Raw genomic sequence first — 23,330 nt, forward strand, 5'->3', positions numbered from 1 at the left:
CAAAATATCAATATTAAACGTATTTAGACTTTTAAAGAAAATACAGATGCAAAAAAAAATAAAATTAATTGATGTTGCACAGCTCGCCGAAGTTTCAAAAAGTACAGTTTCTCAATACCTAAACGGCCGCTTTGACTATATGTCAGAAAAAACTAAGGAACGAATAAAGCTCGCGATTCAAGAGCTTGATTATGTACCAAACCCTATCGCCCGTAGTTTAAAAATGAATACAACAAAAACCATAGGGGTAATTGTTAGGGATATTACCGGTTTTTATACCAGCCGTACGATTCGTGGAATTGACGACTACTGTAAAAAAAGCAATTACAATGTATTGATTTACAACACTGATTTTGACTCAGAAATAGAGGCAAAATCATTAGAAACCTTATATCAACTGCGAGTAGACGGGATCATTATTGCTTCATCGGGTAAGAATACTCAGTTAATTGATAAGTATATTAGCAACGGCTTACCGATTGTTCATTTCCAATTAGAGCATGATGGCAATGAAAAAAATATCGTGGTTTCTGATTATCGAAAAGCCGCTTTCGATGCCACTGAGTATTTAATTAAATTAGGCCACAAACGGATCTGCTTTCTGACTCAAGACTTTCAAAGTATGAAATCAAGAAAAGACCGTTACTTAGGCTATTGCGATGCTTTAGAAAAACATAATATTGGGGTAGATAAAGCGTTAGTGCAATATTGGCATCGTGAGTCAGGGTTTGTCCAGACACCTAAAAACATGCTTGATGCTCCTAACCCTCCAACCGTATTCTTTACCCAGCACTTACCTATTACCACTGAATTATTAAAAGCTTTAAATAATGAAAAAATATCCATTCCTGATGATGTATCACTATTAGCATTTGATGAAATTCCAATGGCTGAATACTTAAAAGTGCCTATTACTGTCGTCACTCAAAACCCTTATGAGGTTGGTAAAGAGGCAACGAAATTACTGCTTGATAACATTAGTAACAACGACGCACCGCCGCAAAAAGTGATTATCCCAAGTGCATTTATCAAAAGGCAGTCATGTAAAGATGTGTCTAACTAATTCATTAAAATTGTTTTATTAATTAATCTATGTGTTGATGCAATTTGTCAGCACATATAAGCAATAAAGTGTTCGACCGAATAACGTTAAAGATCATTTATAGATCATACTTATTAGCCCTCGCATTTATTACGGGGTCAATTATGAACCTTTACAGTAACAGCCCTTACTATCAGTGACGACTAAATTTGAGTTAAAACCAGCGACCAGGTTATCAATGGCGAGCTCAACAAAACCACTGGAAGCAGAACAGGCTAAACCTTGTGAAAGTGGCCCTGCGTATACCAGCTCTCCACTAGCATCTAACAATACGGCACCTGGAGTATTAGGTAATAAATTAGTAGCTGTTAAAGATTGATTTATAATTTGCACATCATAGGTATTTCGCACAGCATGTGTTTGTAGTTGATTCATGTGGCTTACAGCGCGCTTAGAACAACCACATGACTCATCAATAACAATAATGAGCTTAGGATTTTCAGAAGGTGACCATTTTATGTTTCGTTTAAATTGTTCTGACCATTTTGATTGGGTCATTTCATTTTGGGGATCAAACGTCGTGATGCTCGCGAGCTGAAAATACACGAGTCCCGAGACAACCACGACGAGCCAAATCAAAACCAACAGGTAGAGCCTAACTTTCGGGTTATTTAAATTTAGCAATGCTTTGCTCAAGTACATCAATACTCACGTCAATCATCTGCACTTTAGCCGTAAGCTTTTCTACTATTTCAGAGTCGAGTTGTTGGCTCATGCGTAAGCCATCTGCGCTAGCAGCAATTTGTTCAGTATTGCTTACTTGCTCTGCGACTACTCGAGCCACTGAATCCGTGCTTTTTGCCACCGTGTCAATTTGTTGTGTCATGCCCAAAATATTTTCTTTCATAGTGAAGCTAATTTGTGTGAGTTCATTTACTACACTCAAACACTGACTCATAGATTGTGTTGAGGTTTGGCTATTTTTAACCAAATCATTAAGCGTACGAGCAATTTTATCTGTTGTTGCTTTACTGCTTATGGCCAAAGAGCGGACTTCATCAGCAACCACAGCAAATCCTCTGCCTTGTTCACCCGCTCTTGCAGCTTCAATTGCTGCATTTAAAGCTAAAAGGTTTGTCTGTTCGGCAATACCTGATATTTCATTGAGCAAATTAGAAATTACATCACCAGCGGCCACTAGATGATTAATTTCTTCTTCAGTATGGTTTAAGTGGCCACGTAATTCTTGGCTTTTATCATCTGTTTTTTGCACATCGTTCAACGCATCATCAGCGGCAAGCGTAATTGCATCGACTTGTTGTTTAAGCACTTCACTTTCTTGTTCAACTAAATTAAAACCCTGTGCAACCGATACCCCGGATTGTGCAATATCGTCCGTTTGCTGAGCTCTCAGCACCGCCGCATCAGCTAACTCATCGTGTACAGCCACTAACTCCTGCGAATTAGCATGCAACGAACCGGATTGAACTTTAACTTGTTCAATTACTTTACTTAAAGTATCTAATAAAGAATTAAAACCCTGAATAACTATATTTTTAGTATCATCAGCACGTACTGATAATTGGATATGCTCAGGATCTGCCATTATCTGTTCAGTCGCACTACTTAATGATCGGCCCCCTCTACGTTCTCTTCGCAAAGAGACAGCAATGTAGCCGGCTACGACTGCTTCAGCTATAGCATAGAGCGCATGTATCAGTACTGTACTGAAAGCTAATCTATCGGGGTCAAATACATAAAAACCGGAGCCTTGAGTTTGTAAATAATAAAATGAAAGATGATGCACAGCGACAAAGGCAATGGCAGTTATAAATACCTGCCATTTAACAAACATAATTAACACAGCCAACAAAATAAATATTTCAAAATGCACTTCAATCAAACCAAAGGTTTGCTGAATGTGTAAAAAAGCAAATAGCATTAGAGATGCGCTGGCAACATGGGCTGTTAAGGCGCTATCTGGCTGTTCTCGTAGCAACCAAATAGGAAATAAGGTAAGGGGAATACCAACAATTAATGCAGGTATTAGGGTTGAAAAATAAAACCCTAGTGCTAGTGACTCTATAAAGAGTAAAGTAAATAGAACCGTAAACAAGCGACTAATATGAGTCATACGCACCCCTAATAAACAACTCTAAACGTTTTGAACCTCCATTTAGATCATTTTAAATCCCTAATCCATTAATTATAGCATGCTCCTTACAATGCAAAAAAATGTGTTGTCACTTAACGATTTTCAGCACTTTTTTAAACTGCTCTGTGGCTGCTACCTCAGCCCATTGGAATATCACACTTTCTGCGTTCGAGATTATAGCGCCGGCCTCCTGTAATTGTGCTATTGCAATATCACGATGACGGTCTTGGCGTGAGCATACGCCATCTGCAATAATAAATACGTTATAGTCCTGTGCCAGTAAGTCTAAACAAGTTTGCAGCACGCAAACATGCGCTTCCATACCAACAACAATAATGTGTGGCTTTTTATAGCACGCAATTAGTTCTTTGAATCCAGGTTCTTTATACGCGCTAAAATGGATTTTATCAAAATACTGCGCATCTACTAACTGACTTTTTAATACCTCATCTGTTTCGCCTAAGCCCTGTTTATACTGTTCTGTGACAAGTGAAGGTACATTAAACAGTACTGCAGCTTGACCCAGCTGCTTAGCAACTTCTTTTACTTGCTCATAGCGAGTCATTGCTGGTGCGAGTTTTTGTTGAATATCAATGACCAACAAAAGGCTCTGTGCACTTTCTGGTGAAAACACTTTTTTCATATTCTGCTCCCTGACGTTCAGTCTACTTTGTTGCAACAAAGTTTATAAATACTTAGTAATTAAATCATTACTAACGAATTGCTATGCTATATTTATCTATAATAGTAAATTTAGCTGGGTAAACATATACGTGCGTTTGAGAACCTTTTTTATCATATTGTTAGGTTTCATATCGACTTTATGTAATGTGCAAGCAAATACAAAAAATTATGCTCAACAACTACAACGTTTATCTACCGATGAAGGCCTCTCGCAAGGCCTTGTAAATGATATTTTGCAAGATAAGCTAGGTTATATATGGATAGCAACCAACCAAGGCTTAAATAGGTATGATGGCTATCAAGTACAGATTTTACCTGACTTTGATCAATTCTCAATATTACTAATATACGAAACCAAAGACAGAAAAATTTTTGTCTCTACAGAGTACTCTGGTGCTTATATTATTGACCCTACGACCTTAGCGACAAATAAAATATATTCAGGCAAGCTCAACGAAGTAGATAAAATATTTTCTCCAATTATGGCGGTTGAACAACAAGGTGATCTGTTTTACCTAGCTATTAACCAAAATGTGTATATTTATAATGCGGTGAAAAAAACGTTCAGTCATGAATTTTCTATTCAAAAAAAGGATCATGTCGTTCGTGCCCTTACAGTTCATAACAACTATCTTTATATTGGTACTAGCGACGGCTTATTTTCACAATCATTAATTGATGGATACACAACCAAAATACCTTTATTACCTAAACTCAAACAAAACGCAGATAACAGTAATGTGAAATTTTTAAGAGCCGACCAACAGCTAGGTTTAATGGTTGGTACGGTTGAAGGGCTTTATAGAATTGCTTTTAATGAGGTAGATCAACTAAATACAAAGCAGATCAAAACTCTTATAAGTGAACACAACATATGGGATTACATAAACAGCCCGTATGGTGAATATATCGCAACCGAGAGTGGGTTATTTCAATATCATCGTAATACTGGTGAAAAAGAATTTATTCTTAGTTTTGATCAAAGTAAGTTTAATATCTCTGACAACACCATAATGAACGTAATGTTAGACAACACCGGCTTGGCGTGGCTATCTTCTCGCTCACAAGGTGTATTTAGATGGTCGACGCTTGCGAAAAGATTTAAAAACATAGAAATAAATCACAATGGCAAATTACATAACAATCTCGTTCTAAGTGTATATCAAGATGCCTTAAATACACTTTGGGTTGGTACCGGTAATGGGCTAACGAAACTAAATACGGCCACCTTACAAAGCCAAACATTTTTATCAACTGAAGATAAAAAATCTTTTTTTGGTGAGTTTGCCGTGTTTGGTGTCACTGATGCAGACTTGGGAAAACCTAATAGATATTTATGGTTACTAGTTTACGATGGCCTTGCCCTTTTTGATAAGAAAACACAACGCTTATCGCCAATAAAAAGCCATGGCCTAACTCAACGCGTTATTAATCAACGTGGTTCGTTTGGCTATCATCAAATCTCAAAGGACACATTTGCCTTCCTTAATTCTGAAAACTTTTATCTATACGATGGCACTACAGGGAAAACCAGAGTCATTAAAGGCCTTATTGACCAATTAGATCCCCTTGTAATGCATACATTTTTAAAACCGCTGACTAATTACCCCAATGATTTTCTCATTAGTGCATCAGGTGCTTTGTACCGCTACAATGAAACAACGCAAAAGCTCACCACTATCTACCAAGTTAAAAACCACAACCCATTGATGTATATAACGATTGATGATTGGGTTATTGATTATAATAATACCTTATGGCTTGCATCATCCCATGAAGGCTTAATTGCCTTAGATGCAACCAGTTACAAGGAGAAACATCGCCTAAATTTCGCCGATGGAATAAATACTAAATCTATTTTTGCGTTACAGATTGACCAGTTTGGTTTTTTATGGGCGAGCAGTCAAAATGGTTTGTACAAAATTGATGTAAATTCAATGCAGGTCGATTCATATACGGTCAAAGATGGCTTAACGGTCAACGAGTTTAATCTTGATGCACACACAATTCTTGATGATGGCCGTCTTGCCTTTGGCACTACTCAAGGTTTATTAACAATCGCCCCGCAAGATTTTTTAGATGTAAGTGATGTTACAAACAAACTCAACACCCATATAACCAACGTTTCATTATTTTCAAAACATATCCAATATTACCCAATGCGCTACGAAAATAAACAACTGGAGTTAAGCGCCGATGATATGGGATTAGAAGTCAGTTTTTCGAATTTCGATTTTATAAATATTGATAAAGCCCGTTATCAAGTTTCTTTAACTGGGCCTAGCTCATTTAGTTATAACAATTACCGGGACAATAAAGTCTTTTTACCTACATTACCACCAGGTAAATACACATTATCCGTCGCCTCATACTTAAATAGTGACACAAAGTTAACTACGCCTGCTACATTGCACTTTAAAGTTGCCTACGCCCCTTGGCGCTCACCAATTGCATTATCTTTATATGGGCTTATGAGCGTATTCATTCTACTTTTTATTTTTTGGCAATACCGTACTAAGCGAATCACCATAGAGCAATCTCACAAAAATGTGTTGCAATCACAACAGCAAACTGCTTTAGCATTGAGTAGCAGTAACAGTGGCGTCTGGGAGGTAAACTTACTAACTCATTCAGGTACTCAACATCGTTTAAAGCAAGAGCTTGGTTATAAAAGCTTATCTGATAATATCGATTTTTCGGAGTTCTCTAAATTAATACACCCTAACGATTTTAACAAGCTAAGCCAAGACTGGGAAAACTTCATAACCCAAAATAACAATCAACAATGGCAAGCAACATACCGTATAAAACATGCTCAAGGCCATTGGTTATGGTATCAAGATCTTGGTAAAGTAACGCAAAGAAACGAAACTGGCGAGGTGATCCGAGTATCAGGGATCTATACCAACATCACCCAACAAAAAGCAAACGCGCAACAAGCCGCGATATTAGGCGAAGCATTTAGCCAAATCAATGACTGGCTATTAATATTAGACTGTAATTATCAACCTCTTTCGGTCAACAACAGTTTTGCTGAAGCATTTTCTATCAACTCACAAGCAGATAAATTAAATATAAAACGTTTCTTATCAGCCCTTGGTAAGCACCAATACCTCAATTATATTAATGTTCTTAAAACCCTAAAAGCGAAAGAAAACTGGCGTGGTGATGCATATATTAAAACCAAAGCTAATCCTTCGCACCCTATTCATGTTAGCATCACCGCCATTACTAAAGAAGCACCTTTAATTGGCTACTATGTTATTGTTATTTCTGATTTAACTGAACAAAAAAGGGCAGAAAATGAATTACGGTATTTAGCTAACTACGATCCTCTTACTAAACTACCTAACCGCTCTTTAATGTACAAAAAAATTAACTATATTATAAAAACAGCCCACCAAGATGGGACTCTCGCGGCACTCCTTTTTATTGATTTAGATAAATTTAAGCCTGTTAATGATTCTTTTGGCCATGCTGTTGGCGATCAGCTCTTATGTAATATCACTCAACGTGTAAACAATATGCTAGATAGTAATTCACTATTAGGACGCCAAAGTGGTGATGAGTTTTTATTGTTAGTAAAAAACCTTGAGTCACCTCAATCTCTGAGTGAATTAGTAAAATCTGTTTCAATAGAGCTTGGTAAACGCGTTGAAATAAATGATTTTGCAATCAATATATCAGCCAGTATTGGCGTTGCCCTATACCCTTTTGATGCCGATAACGCAGATACACTGATCCGCCATGCCGACATAGCCATGATGCATGCTAAACAAGCTGGTAGAAATGGTTTTAAGTTTTTTACCGAACAAATGAATGAGCGGATAACACAAAAGTTACTATTAGAAAATGCCTTAAAAGATGCGCAAAAAGACGACCTATTGTTCAACAATTACCAACCAATTGTTAATAGCAAAACAAAAAAAATAAATGGCGTTGAGCTATTAATGCGTTGGAAGCACAAAGGAAAAATGATTTCTCCGGCAGTATTTATCCCTATAGCTGAAGAAGCGGGTTTAATTGATATTCTCACTGAGCAAGCGCTAATTAGAGCCTTAACAGAGCTAGCCTCAGTGCTTCGTGCTAACCCTAAATTTTATTTATCGCTCAACTTATCCCCTGTACATATATTAAAAACAAATCTTAATGTTCGGCTTTTGGAAATTTTATCGCAGCACCGCATTAATCCTACTCAATTAAAATTGGAGATCACCGAAAACACCTTACTTGATGATAAAGAAAAAGCGGCAAAGCAATTACAATTATTAAAAAATGCAGGATTTAAACTATTACTTGATGACTTTGGTACAGGTTATTCTTCGCTTACCTATTTAAGCAAGTTTCCTATTGATGTAATAAAAATAGATCAAAGCTTTATCAGAAACATAGGCACTGATAAAAGTAATGAGTCTATTATCAAAACAATTTACTTACTAGCAGCAAACTTAAATTTATATTGCATTGCTGAGGGAGTTGAGACTATAGAACAAATACAATTTCTGACCAAATTAGGCTGCTACGATTTTCAAGGGTATTATTTTGCCAAGCCAATGTCCTGTAATATGCTTTTAGATGAAAAAGAGCTCAGCCCTTTGCTGCAAAAACTACAAAACGTTTAATCTAAGATAAAATAGCTAATAATTTAATTAAATACTCACATTTACATTGAGTTGGTTAGCCACTTATTAAGACATTTGTATAATTGCTCTCTATCTACAGGTTTAGCTATAAAGTCATTCATTCCAACGCTTATACATTTATTTTTATCATCTTCGAACGCGTTGGCTGTAATGGCAATAATTATAACTTCACCATACTTTGAAGTATTTTCACGAATATGAGCCGTGCAATCAAAGCCATCCAGTTTAGGCATTTGGCAATCCATCAAAATTAAATCAGGTGTAATAGTCTCTAAACATTCTAAAGCATGCTCACCATCATTCGCTATTGCAAGCGTACACCCTGTCGCTTCTAACATCTTAGCTATAACCAGTTGGTTAATTGAGTTATCTTCCACGAGTAGCAAACTATAATTAGTTAAAGCGGGGACCCCTGTTTTATCAGAAACTTGGTTAATAGTCTGGGCGTGCTTCACTGGTATTTCGAAGCGAAAACAACTTCCTACATCAACCTCACTGGTTAATTTGAGTTGTCCTCCCATTAATGTAATTAAACGCTTACAAATAGCTAAACCAAGCCCTGTCCCGCCATAATTACGGGTTGTTGAAATATCGGCTTGGGTAAATTCTTTAAAAAGTAATTTTTGTTGTGCCTGTGATATACCTATGCCGGTATCTGCTACTTCAATAGCAAGTTTTGATGCTGAATACTGAACATGTAAGGTAATTTCACCAACAGTGGTAAACTTACCGGCATTACTGAGCAAGTTATTAATGATCTGGCTGAACCTTAAACCATCCAACAAAAGCGTGGCGGGTAAATTAGGGGAAATTTCAAGGTTAAATTTCACCTCAGGTTTTAAACCTGTGCCAACAAACACTTTTGTCAAACGAGTGAGTAACTGTTCAACATTTACACTTTGTAAATCGAGTTTTAATGCACCTGCTTCTATCTTCGAAAAATCCAAAATATCATTTAGAATAATTAATAGATTATCAGCACTTTGTTGAATCATTTTTAAATGGCTATGCTCTTCATCGTGCTTAGATTTACTGCTAAGCAAAATATCTGTTAAACCTATTATGCCATTCAAAGGGGTACGAATTTCATGACTCATATTAGCTAAAAACTGTGATTTTGCTTGGCTTGCTTTATTTGCAACTGCAACAGCATTCAACAGCTCATCCGTTTTTTCATTAACTTGATATTCAAGCTCAACATTAAAGTTTTTTAGTTGTTGATTAAGTGCATTGTTTTCAGTATTAACTTGCTTTAACTCATTAAAGTTATTACTTAATTTAACTGCCATGGAAGTAAACTGTTGTTGCAGATTGAATAACTCTAACCATGAACTGGCATTTTGAGGAAACGAAACCGCATTGAATTGTGGGTCAAATTCATCAATTTGCGAGCTAAGTTCCTTAATTGGACGCACCAACCACTTACATAACTGCGTTATAAAAACGCTGATCAATAAAATAATAATGATGGCTAACACCAGAGACTCAAGCCAAGCACTTGCTGCAACTAAATTTGCATATTTGCGCTTAAACAAAGTAGCAACATACCATCCCTGTTGCTGTGTTTTTTGTAATTGCACATAGTGCTGCTCACCATCAATCGTTTTTTCCATAATTGACCTTGCATTCCCATTAAACTGAGAGAGGTCAACATCCGTTAATTTTGATAACACAGTATAATGCTTACTAAGTGTAGAAAAGACGACTTGTTTGCTCGCATCGAGAACAATTAACTCCCCCTCATTATCAAAAAAGTGAGGTCTAAATTGCAACAATGAACCAAATACCAGAGAACCTTCAACAATTCCTTGAAAAACTCCGTTAATAGTTATTGGTGCTGACACCCCAACAATAGCCTCATTCCCTAAACCTCGGCCTTTAAATATATTCGAAATATAACCATTTGGCTGTTCCTTTCCTTGCCTGTAGTAATCCCGATCAGCAATTGACGGAGCATCATCATTTAAACTTGTTTTTAAACTTCCAGGATTAAAAACGCGCACAATTGCGTTCTCATCACTGACAATTGAAGACCGAAAGTTAGGGTATTGAGCCATTAAATTGGCTAAGGCAGTCTCTTCATCAACGCCCTGCTCAATTGCTTTAGCTGTCAAAACTACCCCACGACGATAATCATTAAGATAAAGGTCAATTTTAACCGCTATATCTTTGGACTTGTCTAATAACTGGCTTTTAACCTCATATTCCACGCGAGAATAATGGTTATTAGTCAGTGCTATCGTGATTATCAACACCACTAAAATAACCAATAAGCTAACGATATAATTTAAAATTTTATACAAAGACGAAGAATTACGATGCCAAGATTGACCATTGAAGAAAAAGCTAATTAAATCAACAACACTAAGGACAATAGCAGCATTTAAAAAATATTTCACTAACGCGGTGAGTACGGCTAAATTTGGCAATTCCATAATAAATATACCAGTCAGCCCAAGTACAGGTAGACCAATTATGAGCCAATATGCCATGCCGAGAAAAAACAATCTTTTTGCGCGGCAGTAGCAAAAATAATAAAGCCAAAATACTTCCCCCATGAATACAATGGAAGGCCAGCAGTGTCCCCAGCGATAAAATATGAACGCGGCACTCACTGCACAAGCTAACACGGCATAACGCAAGCCAAAGCTAAGTAGACAAAATAAAACGAACAATTGACCGAGAAGAAACTCTGAACTGTCAAGAAACCAAAAAGGAAGTAAATTGAAAAAGCCAGCGAGCAGCGCTAATACAATTGTGCCAGTTAATGCAAAATAGCGATGCTGAATGTTTACCAAAAGCTTACTCAAACAACTAAATAATAGTATTAAAAGTAAGGGAAAAAATCTATTTTGCCAAGTATTAATTAACGCGGTAGCGTATTAGCACATTTAATGTTGGCAGCCGTTGCTTTCAATTTGTAATACGCTCTCAACAATATTGAATTGCTTTGCAAGTATCTGCTCTACTTTTAAGCGGCAAGCCTCATCATGCTTCTCTTTCGTACAATGGCGCTTCAACACCACATGTGCACCAACAACCAGTTTTTCTTCACGGCGAACCACTGTTACATTATGAACATTTTCAACATGTTCTACTTGAGCTATTGAACATTCAATATCTGTAACATCGGGCAGCTTTGCTTTGCTCAGTACTAACCCTTTCACACATGAGGTAATGACTTTTAAACCCGTAAACATCACAAATGAGGCAATTAACATGCTCGATAAAATATCGATAATTGTCCAACCCGTTAAATAAATTAACACACCCGCGATAAAAGTGGAGACCGTAGAAATTAAATCAAAAAATGAATGTAAAAAAACAGCGTACACGTTAATGCTTGCTTTACGCCCTTTATAGAGTACCCAAGCAGCAGCACCATGAAACAAAAAGCCCGTTGCAGCTATAACCGACATTAAATAACTATTGACTGGTGCACCTTGGCCTTCGTGATGATGCAGAATACGTTCCCCACCTTCAAATAAAATAATTAAACTAATTGCCAGATAAAGACAGCCATTAATTAAGCCACCGGTTAACTCCGCCTTTTGATAGCCATCATTAAAGTTTTTAGCTAAATGGATTGCTAAACTTGAAGCTATTAACGCAATAAATAAAGAGCTGTTATGTACAAATAAATGCCCTGCATCTGCTAAAACAGCTAATGAGTTTGCATAATATGCCCCGATGACTTGGATCACCATAAAGGCACAGGTGATAGAAAGTGCAATTAATAATCTTCGACGTGAAGCTTGGTGCGTCGTAATATCGGTCATGAAGGTGTAGTTTACCTGTGCTTAATTGAGAAGATAGATATCATGCTGGTGAAAGTATTACGTCGCAATGATATACAATCTCAATTGTAATACGTCCCTTAACCAAACGCACTAAAAAATTCCCTTTAAAGATGATAAACCTGACATCACCAGCTAATATTAAAACAGTACCAATTCAAATAGATTGCTTGTATGCTCAATATGTTAATAAGGGGTTGAAGCAACAGTGACATATTCGTTAAATAATGAAGTGCAAACAACAAAAAATACATGGGATACGCTATCTTCGCTGCCCATCGCTATTATTTTGTTGGATTTACAAACCAACCTCGTTTACTGTAACGCTAATACACAGGCATTATTTAACTTACCAAATCAGTTAGACCTTTCCAGCACACTACTTAAAACCCTTGACCTGACAGATTTACATACACTCAAAACATTGTCACTATACAGTCTCATAACTCATGCTGACTTTACCGACAAAGCTTTTTCATTGGAAAGCGATCAACTCAACATAAAGCGCAACCAATTAACGCCATCACTTAAGGTTTTTATTTTTGAACCGACAAATAATGCAGCTTCAGCTGATAACTTTGATGAAGTCATCGCCAAAATATCCACTCAACTAATCGACATCCAAACCGACAATCTTGATCATCAAATCGAGTTGGTACTGCAAACTATTGGTACATTTAGCAAAGCAGATCGTAGCTATTTGTTTCAATTTAGTCGTGATGGCAAATTAATGAGCAATACTCATGAGTGGGTTAATGACAATGTAAGCCCCTTTAAAGATCGATTGCAGAATATTCCGCAAGATGCACTCCCTTATTTTTATATAACAATGAAAGAGTCTGAGGTGTTTAATGTTTCTGATGTTAACCAATTACCTGTTTGCGCAAATGCCGAAAAGGCTGAATTTCAAGCCGAAGGTATTCAGTCACTGTTATGTGTTGGACTGAAAGCAGATAATAATATGTTCGGTTTTATTGGTTGCGACTGCGTGAAAAACGCTAGGAACTGGACTAATACGGATTTAATCCGGATCAAGTTAATTGGCGAAATAATAACGCGAGCATTAAGTAATGCGTTATATAAAAAACGCATTGAGCAAATTCAACAGCAATTACTCAAAGCAAATAAAGAACTCGAATTACAAGCAAATATCGATAGCTTAACCAGTATCGCCAACCGACGTCGTTTTGATCAAGCTTTACAATATGAAATTAAACGTGCCGTACGCGCACAACAACCACTCAGTTTAATTATTTGCGACATCGACTATTTTAAATTGTTTAACGACAACTACGGCCACCAGCACGGCGATGATGTGTTAAAACAAGTCGCGCTGACCTTAGATGAGGTCTGTAAACGTCAAGGTGACTTAGCCGCCCGTTATGGCGGTGAAGAATTTGCAATTATTCTACCTTGTATTGATGCTGAGCACTGCAAGCAATTTTCTGAACTGATACAAAGCAAAATAAAAAGCTTAGCCATTCCTCATCAGTTTTCTAAAATTTCAAGCCAACTAACCTTAAGTATAGGTGGATTTAGCTGTATACCAACCCTTGAAACAAAACCTGAACAGCTAATCAAAACTGCGGACAAAGCACTTTATAAAGCAAAAAACTCAGGCCGGAATAATATTCAAATGTCTGAAAAACGTTAAACCGATATTTGTAACAGATGCATGGACTCCTCCCCATTCACGGGAGAGAACGGTATAAAAATTACAGGAAGCTTTTACCTAATACCGCCCTTCCCATTTTACGATTAGCTCAATAAAGTGAAAACGACGTTGGCAAATATAATCGAATTGTGGAGTCATGCATTCCCTGCACTCTTTTTGTTATGATTAATTAACGTTATCAGAAAAATTATTGATTACAAGCAGAATTCCTTTTCTGCTTTATAAGCTTGTTTTAAATCAAAAATTAAACATGCTTTCGAGCGCATCTTCAATAGACATGGGCATATGGCGTTTATCTAAAATTCGATCATTTAGTTCTTCTTTGAGTAATTTTACTGAGGTGCAATAACCTAAACGCTCTGCAATTTCATCACATTCACCCTGTAATGCTGCGATATGATTAGTAAAGTTAAGTTTAATTTGCGCTTTACTGCGGCCATTAAATTGACGCCACACGAGTGAATGCGGATCATTGCCTTCTTTTTGTTGGCGGTGCTGTTTGTTCAGCTCAGCTATCTTATTTTTCAGTAACGGCACTAAATTAGCTTTAGTTTCTTCGTCAAAGTCTACGTCGTCGTCAAAATGCGTTATATAAAGCTGCAATAAGGTAAAACCGTCTTTTGTTTTACGAGCCTGACCTAATAGCTGCATTAGTTCGTGCTTTTCTTCTTTTTTGCTAGGATCAGGCTCTTTATCTGGGTGGAGCTTTGACGCTAAACGTTTATACATTTTGTTAAGCTGCGAGCCTTTAAATAGCTTTTCTAATTTTGCATCTGTCTTTTGTTGTTTAATTTCATCACGATCAAATCGTTCAAACTGGTCAAAAAAATCATCCCAATTTTCATCATCATCACTGTGCGCATCGCCGGCATTAAACGGATCATCTGTGTACTCTGAGTCATGCTCTTGGTTATCACCAAAGCCTTGTTCATCTAGGTGTTGGTAGAGCAGTTGAGGATCAAGCGTAATTTCCTTTAATTGTTCATCCGTTAATTCTAAACCAGGAAAATCTTGCTGGAGCATACTCCTGAAAATATTCAACTCGGATGAGGGAATGTCGTTTACCGCTTCTTGATTATGCGTATCCAGGTGTGAACGAAATGTATTTGCTATTGCTTCCATATCTAAGTCACCTGTAAACGGGTGATTTGATAGATAATCTATATCTGCATTTATCCAATCTACAAGTTCATTACGCTGCTCTGCGGTCAAACTCTTACGTGGAATAAACTTGCTCAAGTGGATGATTTGCTTTGCTATCATACTCGCTTGGTGGTGCTCGTGTGGTTCAACTTGTTCTTGAAACTGGTTGAATAAAGTCGCTTTTTTAATCTCAAAGTTTGCGTTACGTTTGGTATGTTTATCTATTCGTTGCCATAATAGCTCAAGCTCAGAAGTAGGCTTAACCGCAGTTGATTGTTTTATGTTTTGTAAAAAAGTGCTATTTGGTTTCATGTCAGCCTAGTTCTAAAATGTTTACTTGAAACATATCATAACAACGGTTTTAGATTAAAAGTCAAGATTTAGGCACTAATCAGCTCTTTTCATAGCGATATGATTTTTTGACATACTTTGTCACGATTTTTCGCTTGGAGAGCGCTTCTCTCAATGGTAATCTAAAGTTAGTCACGCTTATAAGTACAGACATAACTGTGTGACTCGCCAATTTGGCAATAATTTAAGGAGAGCATTTATGGACCCTATCGCGCAAATTATCAACATGGTGTTTACTGTTGAAGCGTTTTTACTGATCTTTGTTTTAGTGCTGCTTAAAAGCAGTGTTAAATTTGTACCGCAAAACCGTGCTTGGTTGATTGAGCGTTTTGGTAAATATCAATCGACTAAAGAAGCCGGGTTAAACTTTATTGTGCCGTTTGTTGACCGGATTGCTGCCGATCGCAGTTTAAAAGAGCAAGCGCAAGACGTACCGTCTCAATCTGCAATTACCAAAGATAACATTTCGCTGATTGTTGACGGCGTTTTATACTTCCGAGTACTTGACCCATACAAAGCAACTTACGGTGTTGATGATTATGTATTTGCCGTTACGCAACTTTCGCAAACAACCATGCGTTCTGAGCTGGGTAAAATGGAACTGGATAAAACCTTTGAAGAACGTGATTTGCTCAACACCAATATTGTCGCGGCAATTAACCAAGCGGCTGAGCCGTGGGGCATTCAAGTATTACGTTATGAAATTAAAGACATTGTGCCACCGCAATCGGTTATGGAAGCAATGGAAGCACAAATGAAAGCTGAGCGTGTTAAACGTGCGCAAATACTGGAATCAGAAGGTGACCGTCAGGCTAACATCAATGTTGCAGAAGGTAAAAAACAAGCGCAAGTATTAGCAGCTGAAGCCGATAAATCAGAGCAAATATTACGAGCTGAGGGTGAAGCTAAAGCGATAATTGCTGTCGCCGAAGCACAAGCGGATGCACTGCGTAAAGTCGGTGAAGCAGCTGATACCGAACAAGGTCAAAAAGCCATTCAATTAGATCTAGCAACGAAAGCTATTGCGGCTAAAGAAGCTATTGCCCGTGAGTCATCGGTTGTTTTATTACCAGATAACGGCACCGATGCCAGTTCGCTTGTCGCCCAAGGCATGTCAATTATTAACACGTTAAACCAAAAGCAAAAAAGTTAATCTGTGGAGTAACTGATGGACCTTATAATTAATAATCTGCCCGAAGCATTAATGATTTTAGGTGTATTAGCACTGATCATTGAAGTGGCAGTGCTAGGTATGTCTACGTTCATATTATTGTTTTTAGGTATTTCGCTGTTTGCGACTGGCTTAATGATGAATGTTGGCTTATTGGATGATTCATTAGCAACTGCACTGTGGAGCAATACACTTATAACAGCTGCTTGCGCCCTACTATTATGGAAGCCACTTAAACGTATGCAAGAAAATGTAGATAGCAAAGAAGTCAAAAGCGACTTTGCTGAACTTGATTTTGTGCTTGCAAATGATATTGATGAACAAGGTCTCACAACACACACCTACTCAGGTATTGCTTGGAAGCTGAAAAGCCAACAACCGCTTAATGCTGGAACACATGTTAAAGTAGTAAAAAAAGAAGTCGGTGTGATGTGGGTTGAGGCTATTTAATTACAATTATTAACTGCACTTTTATGTTGAATCGATGTTCGCGGATTCAAATCTGAAGTGCATAACGTTTAGGCGGCTTTAGCCGCCAAGTGATCCTGCATCAATTTTGCAGGCGTTTCAAATCCAAGTGTCTTCCTCGGACGATTATTAAGTTGCTCAAGTACTGGTATAACTTGCGCTGGTGTTACCGCCTTAAAATCTATGCTCTTCGGCCAATACTGGCGTAGTAATCCATTCGTGTTTTCATTCAATCCGCGCTGCCATGCGTGATAAGGGTGAGCAAAATAAACAGGAACACTTAATGTCTCTGTGATTTGCTCGTGATAAGCGAACTCTTTTCCATTGTCAGCCGTGATGGTATGAAGCGCTGACCTATAATGTCCTTAATAGTTCTATAGTCGCCGCAGTGACGGCTTCTGCTGTTTTGCCTGCCACCTGAGTTGATACAGTGAATTGAGTGACCCGCTCCACAATGGTAACAAGGGCGCCGCGATGACCTTTACCTATGACGGTATCTATTTCCCAATCTCCGATACGGCCTTTCTCATCAACTATTTGTGGACGTTCTTCAATGCTAACACGATTCTTTATTTGCCCTCGGTTTGTTTTACCATGGCTGCGCTTGTGATATTTCTTACCGTGTCGGCGCAAATGTAGATATAACTCACCACCTGCTTTTTTATCTTCCCAGATATATAGATAAATGCATCCATGACTGACAGATTGTTCATTTTCCTTGCGCAACCATCCCGTTATTTGTTCAGGACTCCACTTCTCATTAAGCTTCTGGGTAATTAAAGCCATCATTTCAAGTGTCATCTTAAGCGGTTTTCTTGCATTTCTTCGGCGAGACAAAGCCCGCTCATGAGCTTGTTTGTATTTGTAACCTCGCTTGCCTGTATTTCTAGAAAGCTCTCTTGAAATCGTAGATTGCGATAAATTAGTTAGCTCAGCAATACTTTGTTGCGTAAAACCGCTTTTTCTTTAGAACAGCGCTCTGGCATCTTTGCTCATAGGTCAGTTGTTTGTAATGTCTCATTGTAAAATCTCTTGCCGGAGAAAAAGCAGTTAGCTTATGAGCAACTGACCACTTAATCTAGCCAAAACAAGTTATGCACTTACAATTTGAATCTAGGTAGTAAATATCACCGTAATTTTGTTATAGTCGAATTAAATTAAAAACTAAATTACTAGTTATGATTAATAAACTAATAACAAGCCTAATACTTACGATTTCTTTTTTGTGGTGCTGTCAATCTAGTGCAACACAAAATGTTATTAATCTGCATTTAGCTCGACCTAGCATCATTGACTCTCCCAAAAATCAATACCTTCATAATTTATTAGAACAAAGCTTTGCTAAAGTGGGCAAAACAGTCAATTTTATTTATTCGGTAAAACCAATGAATAAAATGCGGATTGTTGAAGAGCTTGAACGTCCTAATAGTATTGATTTGGCTTGGCTCTCTATTCCCTCTGAATCTAATCCTTCCTTGATACACACAAGTACGCCAATTTATAAAGGGCTGCATGGTAAACGCTTGTTGATGATCAATAAAAATCAACAACACCTTTTCTCTCAAATAAACCAGCTTGATGAGTTAAAGCCATTGATTGCATTGCAAAAGAAAAGTTGGTCAGACTTTGCAGTGTTAAAAAGAAATGGCTTAACTGTTAATGGTGAACTAGATTATAAAGGTATGATTAAAGCGTTAGATTCTGGTTTAGCTGACTACTTTCCTCGTTCAGTAACAGCGATTGAAGCAGAAACAGCTAAGCAAAAGCATCTTAATTTGATGATTGAACCTGCGATTATGTTGCAGTACCCAAGTAATTACTTTTTCTACTCAAATAGTAGAAATCAAGAACTCATTGACTTACTTGAGTTGGGTTTATCAAAATTGCAAAAAAGTGGAGAATTTGACGCTTTATATTTAACCTTTTTTGGTGACATTGAGCAACGTTTACAGCTTTCATCAAAAAAAGTATTTAAATTACGTTAAGGTCGAAATGATGATAAATGGCTTAATACGTTTACTGTCGTATGTGGTTGTATTTATTATTGGTTTTGCTGGTGGTATGTATATGTTGCCTATATTGACTGCTCCCGCCTCACCAAGCCAGTTAGAGCTTGCTACTCACGCCCAACGAGCACTATTCAGTGGGGAATTCAAGCGGGATTTAGCAGGTGCTGCTAAGTATCAGTAAGCGATTATTACCTACTCGGCTCAAAGCCATTATAATGCGGTAACTTTACATCAAAGTCTTCCCAGTTTGCTTTAGAGCTGCAAAAGTTGTGACTGAGTGGGCGCTCATTAATATCACTGTCTAAAATACCTAAACGTAACCTCAAGCGAGCTCGGTCATCAAGATTCTCACTGTAAACTGGACTGCCGCAAGCTGTACAAAAATGACGAATACGCCCCGGTTTAAATTCAAACGCCGTTAAACTATCCAGACCCTTTATGACTTTAAAATCAACGCGGTTAACAAACCCATTGGTGGCAAATGCTGTACCACTGGACTTACGGCATAGCGAACAATGACAATGGATAATACTGTCGATTAGACCATCAATTTGAATCGCGACTTTTTTACATAAACAACTTCCTTGGTACATACATATCTCCAATTATTTTTATAAAATATACCACAGATATGTATTTCAAAAACTAAAAAAAGCCGCCTTTGGAGAGGGCGACTTTGGAGAATAACAGTCATGGGTGTATGGCTGTTAAATCAAGAGGTTTTTAACTAAACCATAGTTAAGCAGCGTCGGTAGTTTGTTCACTGTGGCGTATTAAGTAATCAAATGCACCTAGACTTGCGGTGGCACCGCTGCCCATTGCTATAATGATTTGCTTAAATGGTGTATTTGTCGCATCACCTGCACCATATACACCAGGTAACGATGTTGCACCTTTAGCGTCCACTAAAATCTCACCAAATTGACTAAGTTCTAGCTCTGAATCTTTCAACCATTCAGTATTTGGAATTAAGCCAATTTGGACAAAAATACCGGCTAGGCTCAGGTTTTTACTTTCACCTGATAGTCGGTCGGTATAGCTTAAACCGGTGACTTTTTTACCATCACCTAACACTTCTGTGGTTTGTGCGTTTTTAATAATCGTGATATTGCTCAAGCTATTTGCTTTACGGATCAAGACTTCATCGGCGCGTAATGTATCTGCAAATTCAAGTACCGTTACATGTTCAACAATGTTTGCTAAATCAATTGCAGCTTCTATTCCGGAGTTACCACCACCAATAACCGCCACAGGTTTACCCTTAAATAATGGACCATCACAGTGTGGGCAATACGCAACACCATGGCCACGGTATTCTTGCTCCCCAGGCACATTCATTTCACGCCAGCGAGCACCTGTTGCAAGTACTAATGATTTAGCTTTTAAAATAGCACCGTTTTCTAGGCTGATTTCGTACTGATTATTGATGCGTTCAAGCCCTGCGGCACGTTGGTTATGCATAACATCAACATCGTATTCTTTAACATGCTCTTCAAGCTGTGCAACAAGCTTTGGCCCTTGCGTGGCCTTTATTGAGATAAAGTTTTCAATAGCTAACGTATCAGCCACTTGCCCACCAAATCTATCCGCAACAATACCGGTATTTAAACCTTTACGTGCTGAGTAAATAGCGGCGGATGCCCCTGCTGGGCCACCCCCTATAACCAATACATCAAACTCATCTTTTTCGCTAAGTGCCGCGGCTTGTCGTGCAGCACCTTTACTATCTACTTTGTTTAATATATCAGTTAGGCTTAATGCACCTTGGCTAAATGGTTCGCCATTTAAATAGACAGCCGGTACTGCTAAAATATTGCGCTCTTCTACTTCCTCTTGAAATAGTGCGCCGTCAATCATTGTTGCTTTAATTTTGCTATTAGTCGCGGCCATTGTATTTAGCGCCTGCACTACTTGCGGGCACGTTTGGCAGCTCAAGCTAATGTATACTTCAAAGTTTAGTTCTTGATCTAAAGATTGAATCTGTTCAATATCTTCGCTTTTCGCTTTACTTGCATGTCCGCCAGTATGTAAAAGCGCTAACACTAAACTTGTAAATTCGTGTCCCATCGGTACGCCAGCAAACGTAATGTGGGTATTTTTAATCGCTGAATGAACAACCATAGATGGGCGACGTGCATTAGCATCTGGGTTGTTTGATACAGTAAATTTATCGCTTAATGATGCTAAATCATTTGCTAAGCTTTCGACTTCTGCTGATTTTTTGCTGTCATCCAAGGCGATAAGCAGCTCAACAGGTTGAGTAAGCGATTCAAAATGGCTTTTTAATTGGTTTTTAATGTTGTTGTCTAACATGGCTCTGCCCTTGTTTTCAGCAAAAGGAACCCACTACACATTACATGCTAATGTGCTTAAACGTTGTGTAGTGGGAATTTTAGCGCCACTGAAAGTAGCGCTTAATGTAGCTAAGCTACGCTTGGCAAATTAGATTTTACCAACTAGGTCTAGTGAAGGAGCTAGTGTATCTTCACCTGGCTGCCAAGATGCTGGACAAACTTCACCGTCGTGAGTGGCAATGTATTGTGCAGCTTGTACTTTACGTACTAACTCTTTAGCGCTACGACCAATACCTAAATCATGAGTTTCGATTACTTTAATTTCGCCTTCTGGGTTCATTACAAAAGTACCACGAAGTGCAAGGCCTTCTTCTTCAATCATTACACCAAAGCTGCGAGTAATACGGCCAGTAGGATCTCCAATCATAGGGTAAGTAATTTTACCAATTGTGTCTGAGGTATCGTGCCATGCTTTATGAGTGAAGTGTGTATCTGTTGATACTGAGTAAACTTCTACGCCCATTTCTTGAAGCTGTGCGTAGTGATCTGCAAGGTCGCCTAACTCTGTAGGACATACAAATGTGAAATCTGCTGGGTAAAAGAAGAAGATTGACCACTTACCAAGTACATCTTTTTCAGATACTTCTACAAAGTCACCGTTGTGGTATGCAGTTGCGTTGAAAGGTTGAATTTTTGTGTTAATTAATGAAGTGCTCATAGTATTCCTCATTTGTTTTAAGATTAAAGTTACTCAACGCAACCTAATGATATAGGCATTCTGCGTTGGCTTGATTAATACAATAAGGCCTTCGACAAAATAAATAAAATTGATTGTTTAGATTAAAACAATCGATTTTTAAGATGAAACTATTATAACGTTCAATTCGTTATTAACTTAGGCTAGGTTACTTACCTCACTGTAAAGAAAACTGTTACAATACTCATGCTTAATACACATACAAACAAGGCATAACTGTTATGGAAAAGTTTATCAACCACATCCAATTGGGCTATTTGGGATTACTCCCATTTTTAGGCTGTGTGGCTTGGCCGCTTATGTTTGGCAGTAATAGTGTAAATTTAGAATTTTTTACTTTTTATAGCATTGGCATACTTGCTTTTATGGCAGGTAACTTATGGCATGCTGGAGAGCAAAGCTATGGCAATGCAGTTAAAGCCGTTGCACCAGTAATACCGATTCCTTTTTTATCGTTTTTACCCACTGAATGGATGTTAGCTTGGTTAGCGACAAGCTTTTGGCTCGTGCTGTTATTTGAAAAAGCCTCACCACAATGGCAAAGCTATCATGTTGATTACCAAAAAATGCGCTTTGTTTTAAGCTCTGTGGTTTTTGTTTGCCATATATTGGTGATCGGTATTAGTTTATACCCTAAGTAAATGACTAGGTGGTGCAAACCCCACGGATCCTGTACTATTGCGCCTCCCAATTCAAGGAGCCAGCATGATAGATCAACTACGCCTAAAACTAGAGCAACTTGGTGAAAACTATGTTGAAAAAAATGGTTTATTTAAAATAAAAGTTCTGCCTTTTTTCTGTGCTATTCACATAAAAAAAGACCGTAAAGGCGAAGGCCGTTTGTCATTTTATTCAAACCAACTCATTGAAATCTTTTTAGTGGTCCTGTTTTTATTGTTTGGATTAATGATCTTTGATCCAAGCGAAGGTTTTACCCATGGCCCTATACATCTTGTTTTTGCTGTGCTGTTAACCTTTAATTTGCTCCTAAAACAAATCGCAATTGAGGGGCTCAAAACACGACTTGCGCTCTGTACTGTGGCAGCCTCAGAAACTGAAAAGCAGGTAAAAAGTTAACGCTGTAGTTACTTTTTGCTATCCCTTTTGGCATTAACCACTTTTACTATAGCTTAAATCAAGC

20 protein-coding genes are annotated in these 23,330 nt (G+C 37.8%); 9 read left to right on the plus strand and 11 right to left on the minus strand.

The annotated features are described in order from the left end of the window. Positions 1-46 precede the first annotated feature (46 nt). Positions 47-1,063, plus strand: a complete 1,017-nt coding sequence (locus QMA12_RS15130) for a LacI family DNA-binding transcriptional regulator (protein WP_290210534.1) — start codon at positions 47-49, stop codon at positions 1,061-1,063. A 141-nt stretch (positions 1,064-1,204) separates the two neighbouring features. Here the strand turns inward: QMA12_RS15130 and QMA12_RS15135 are convergent, their stop codons facing one another. The 3 genes from QMA12_RS15135 to QMA12_RS15145 form a co-directional block, all read right to left on the minus strand. Further along, positions 1,205-1,648, minus strand: a complete 444-nt coding sequence (locus QMA12_RS15135) for a DUF6436 domain-containing protein (protein WP_290295281.1) — start codon at positions 1,646-1,648, stop codon at positions 1,205-1,207. A gap of 61 nt (positions 1,649-1,709) precedes the next feature. Further along, on the minus strand, positions 1,710-3,176 hold the full coding sequence (locus tag QMA12_RS15140) for a methyl-accepting chemotaxis protein (protein ID WP_290210532.1): 1,467 nt from the start codon (positions 3,174-3,176) through the stop codon (positions 1,710-1,712). Between the two features lie 109 nt (positions 3,177-3,285). Continuing rightward, on the minus strand, positions 3,286-3,840 hold the full coding sequence (locus QMA12_RS15145) for an isochorismatase family protein (protein WP_087533448.1): 555 nt from the start codon (positions 3,838-3,840) through the stop codon (positions 3,286-3,288). 187 nt (positions 3,841-4,027) lie between these two features. Here QMA12_RS15145 and QMA12_RS15150 point away from each other — a divergent pair, with 187 nt between their 5' ends. Then, positions 4,028-8,503, plus strand: coding sequence for an EAL domain-containing protein (locus tag QMA12_RS15150; RefSeq protein WP_290210531.1), 4,476 nt, complete (start codon positions 4,028-4,030; stop codon positions 8,501-8,503). Between the two features lie 41 nt (positions 8,504-8,544). Here QMA12_RS15150 and QMA12_RS15155 read toward each other — a convergent pair whose 3' ends face one another. Together QMA12_RS15155 and QMA12_RS15160 are read right to left on the minus strand one after the other, a co-directional pair. Then, a complete protein-coding gene (locus QMA12_RS15155; RefSeq protein ID WP_254911221.1) occupies positions 8,545-11,016 on the minus strand; it encodes an ATP-binding protein in 2,472 nt (823 codons plus the stop codon). A 399-nt stretch (positions 11,017-11,415) separates the two neighbouring features. Then, entirely contained in the window at positions 11,416-12,303 is an 888-nt protein-coding gene (locus QMA12_RS15160; protein ID WP_087533398.1) for a cation diffusion facilitator family transporter, read from the minus strand. A 226-nt stretch (positions 12,304-12,529) separates the two neighbouring features. Here QMA12_RS15160 and QMA12_RS15165 point away from each other — a divergent pair, with 226 nt between their 5' ends. Further along, positions 12,530-13,975: a diguanylate cyclase gene (locus QMA12_RS15165; protein ID WP_254911222.1), complete on the plus strand. Its 1,446-nt coding sequence runs from the start codon at positions 12,530-12,532 to the stop codon at positions 13,973-13,975. 258 nt (positions 13,976-14,233) lie between these two features. On the opposite strand, the gene QMA12_RS15170 is transcribed toward QMA12_RS15165, so the two are convergent. Continuing rightward, positions 14,234-15,451: a J domain-containing protein gene (locus QMA12_RS15170; protein WP_290210530.1), complete on the minus strand. Its 1,218-nt coding sequence runs from the start codon at positions 15,449-15,451 to the stop codon at positions 14,234-14,236. A 238-nt stretch (positions 15,452-15,689) separates the two neighbouring features. Between QMA12_RS15170 and QMA12_RS15175 the strand changes: the two genes are divergently transcribed. Further along, positions 15,690-16,643 (plus strand): slipin family protein, encoded by a 954-nt coding sequence (locus tag QMA12_RS15175; RefSeq protein WP_290210529.1) that lies wholly within the window; start codon positions 15,690-15,692, stop codon positions 16,641-16,643. A 15-nt stretch (positions 16,644-16,658) separates the two neighbouring features. Further along, positions 16,659-17,111, plus strand: coding sequence for an NfeD family protein (locus QMA12_RS15180; RefSeq protein WP_290210528.1), 453 nt, complete (start codon positions 16,659-16,661; stop codon positions 17,109-17,111). Between the two features lie 68 nt (positions 17,112-17,179). Here the strand turns inward: QMA12_RS15180 and QMA12_RS15185 are convergent, their stop codons facing one another. Both QMA12_RS15185 and QMA12_RS15190 read right to left on the minus strand, forming a co-directional pair. Then, positions 17,180-17,467 carry an IS30 family transposase gene (locus QMA12_RS15185; protein ID WP_356948024.1) on the minus strand — a complete coding sequence of 96 codons (288 nt, stop codon included), beginning with the start codon at positions 17,465-17,467 and terminating at the stop codon, positions 17,180-17,182. A 16-nt stretch (positions 17,468-17,483) separates the two neighbouring features. Continuing rightward, positions 17,484-18,068: an IS30 family transposase gene (locus QMA12_RS15190; RefSeq protein ID WP_356948025.1), complete on the minus strand. Its 585-nt coding sequence runs from the start codon at positions 18,066-18,068 to the stop codon at positions 17,484-17,486. Between the two features lie 446 nt (positions 18,069-18,514). On the opposite strand from QMA12_RS15190, the gene QMA12_RS15195 reads away from it, so the two are divergent. Continuing rightward, positions 18,515-19,114, plus strand: coding sequence for a transporter substrate-binding domain-containing protein (locus tag QMA12_RS15195; protein WP_254911223.1), 600 nt, complete (start codon positions 18,515-18,517; stop codon positions 19,112-19,114). 7 nt (positions 19,115-19,121) lie between these two features. Further along, positions 19,122-19,319, plus strand: coding sequence for a hypothetical protein (locus QMA12_RS15200; protein ID WP_140394335.1), 198 nt, complete (start codon positions 19,122-19,124; stop codon positions 19,317-19,319). A 7-nt stretch (positions 19,320-19,326) separates the two neighbouring features. Here the strand turns inward: QMA12_RS15200 and QMA12_RS15205 are convergent, their stop codons facing one another. From QMA12_RS15205 to ahpC, 3 genes are all read right to left on the minus strand, one after another. Continuing rightward, entirely contained in the window at positions 19,327-19,731 is a 405-nt protein-coding gene (locus QMA12_RS15205) for a GFA family protein (protein WP_087533404.1), read from the minus strand. A 145-nt stretch (positions 19,732-19,876) separates the two neighbouring features. Further along, a complete protein-coding gene (ahpF, locus tag QMA12_RS15210; protein ID WP_087533405.1) occupies positions 19,877-21,451 on the minus strand; it encodes an alkyl hydroperoxide reductase subunit F in 1,575 nt (524 codons plus the stop codon). A gap of 129 nt (positions 21,452-21,580) precedes the next feature. Then, the gene (gene ahpC, locus QMA12_RS15215) at positions 21,581-22,150 is read right to left on the minus strand and encodes an alkyl hydroperoxide reductase subunit C (RefSeq protein ID WP_087533406.1); all 570 of its coding nucleotides are present in this window, start codon (positions 22,148-22,150) and stop codon (positions 21,581-21,583) included. A 260-nt stretch (positions 22,151-22,410) separates the two neighbouring features. On the opposite strand from ahpC, the gene QMA12_RS15220 reads away from it, so the two are divergent. Further along, entirely contained in the window at positions 22,411-22,830 is a 420-nt protein-coding gene (locus QMA12_RS15220) for a DUF3429 domain-containing protein (RefSeq protein ID WP_087533407.1), read from the plus strand. A 64-nt stretch (positions 22,831-22,894) separates the two neighbouring features. Beyond that, on the plus strand, positions 22,895-23,266 hold the full coding sequence (locus tag QMA12_RS15225; RefSeq protein WP_087533408.1) for a hypothetical protein: 372 nt from the start codon (positions 22,895-22,897) through the stop codon (positions 23,264-23,266). The last annotated feature ends 64 nt before the right edge of the window (positions 23,267-23,330 follow it).

The organism is Pseudoalteromonas sp. APC 3893 (assembly GCF_030408095.1).
Classification (GTDB): domain Bacteria; phylum Pseudomonadota; class Gammaproteobacteria; order Enterobacterales; family Alteromonadaceae; genus Pseudoalteromonas.

Bases quoted from the DNA above. Each gene is read 5' to 3' on its own strand.
- QMA12_RS15130 (WP_290210534.1), top strand. From the start codon at position 47: ATGCAAAAAAAAATAAAATTAATTGATGTTGCACAGCTCGCCGAAGTT.
- QMA12_RS15200 (WP_140394335.1), top strand. From the start codon at position 19,122: ATGATGATAAATGGCTTAATACGTTTACTGTCGTATGTGGTTGTATTT.
- QMA12_RS15160 (WP_087533398.1), bottom strand. From the start codon at position 12,303: ATGACCGATATTACGACGCACCAAGCTTCACGTCGAAGATTATTAATT.
- QMA12_RS15220 (WP_087533407.1), top strand. From the start codon at position 22,411: ATGGAAAAGTTTATCAACCACATCCAATTGGGCTATTTGGGATTACTC.
- ahpC (WP_087533406.1), bottom strand. From the start codon at position 22,150: ATGAGCACTTCATTAATTAACACAAAAATTCAACCTTTCAACGCAACT.
- QMA12_RS15155 (WP_254911221.1), bottom strand. From the start codon at position 11,016: ATGGCATATTGGCTCATAATTGGTCTACCTGTACTTGGGCTGACTGGT.
- QMA12_RS15170 (WP_290210530.1), bottom strand. From the start codon at position 15,451: ATGAAACCAAATAGCACTTTTTTACAAAACATAAAACAATCAACTGCG.
- QMA12_RS15175 (WP_290210529.1), top strand. From the start codon at position 15,690: ATGGACCCTATCGCGCAAATTATCAACATGGTGTTTACTGTTGAAGCG.
- QMA12_RS15195 (WP_254911223.1), top strand. From the start codon at position 18,515: ATGAATAAAATGCGGATTGTTGAAGAGCTTGAACGTCCTAATAGTATT.
- ahpF (WP_087533405.1), bottom strand. From the start codon at position 21,451: ATGTTAGACAACAACATTAAAAACCAATTAAAAAGCCATTTTGAATCG.
- QMA12_RS15225 (WP_087533408.1), top strand. From the start codon at position 22,895: ATGATAGATCAACTACGCCTAAAACTAGAGCAACTTGGTGAAAACTAT.
- QMA12_RS15180 (WP_290210528.1), top strand. From the start codon at position 16,659: ATGGACCTTATAATTAATAATCTGCCCGAAGCATTAATGATTTTAGGT.
- QMA12_RS15205 (WP_087533404.1), bottom strand. From the start codon at position 19,731: ATGTACCAAGGAAGTTGTTTATGTAAAAAAGTCGCGATTCAAATTGAT.
- QMA12_RS15145 (WP_087533448.1), bottom strand. From the start codon at position 3,840: ATGAAAAAAGTGTTTTCACCAGAAAGTGCACAGAGCCTTTTGTTGGTC.
- QMA12_RS15140 (WP_290210532.1), bottom strand. From the start codon at position 3,176: ATGACTCATATTAGTCGCTTGTTTACGGTTCTATTTACTTTACTCTTT.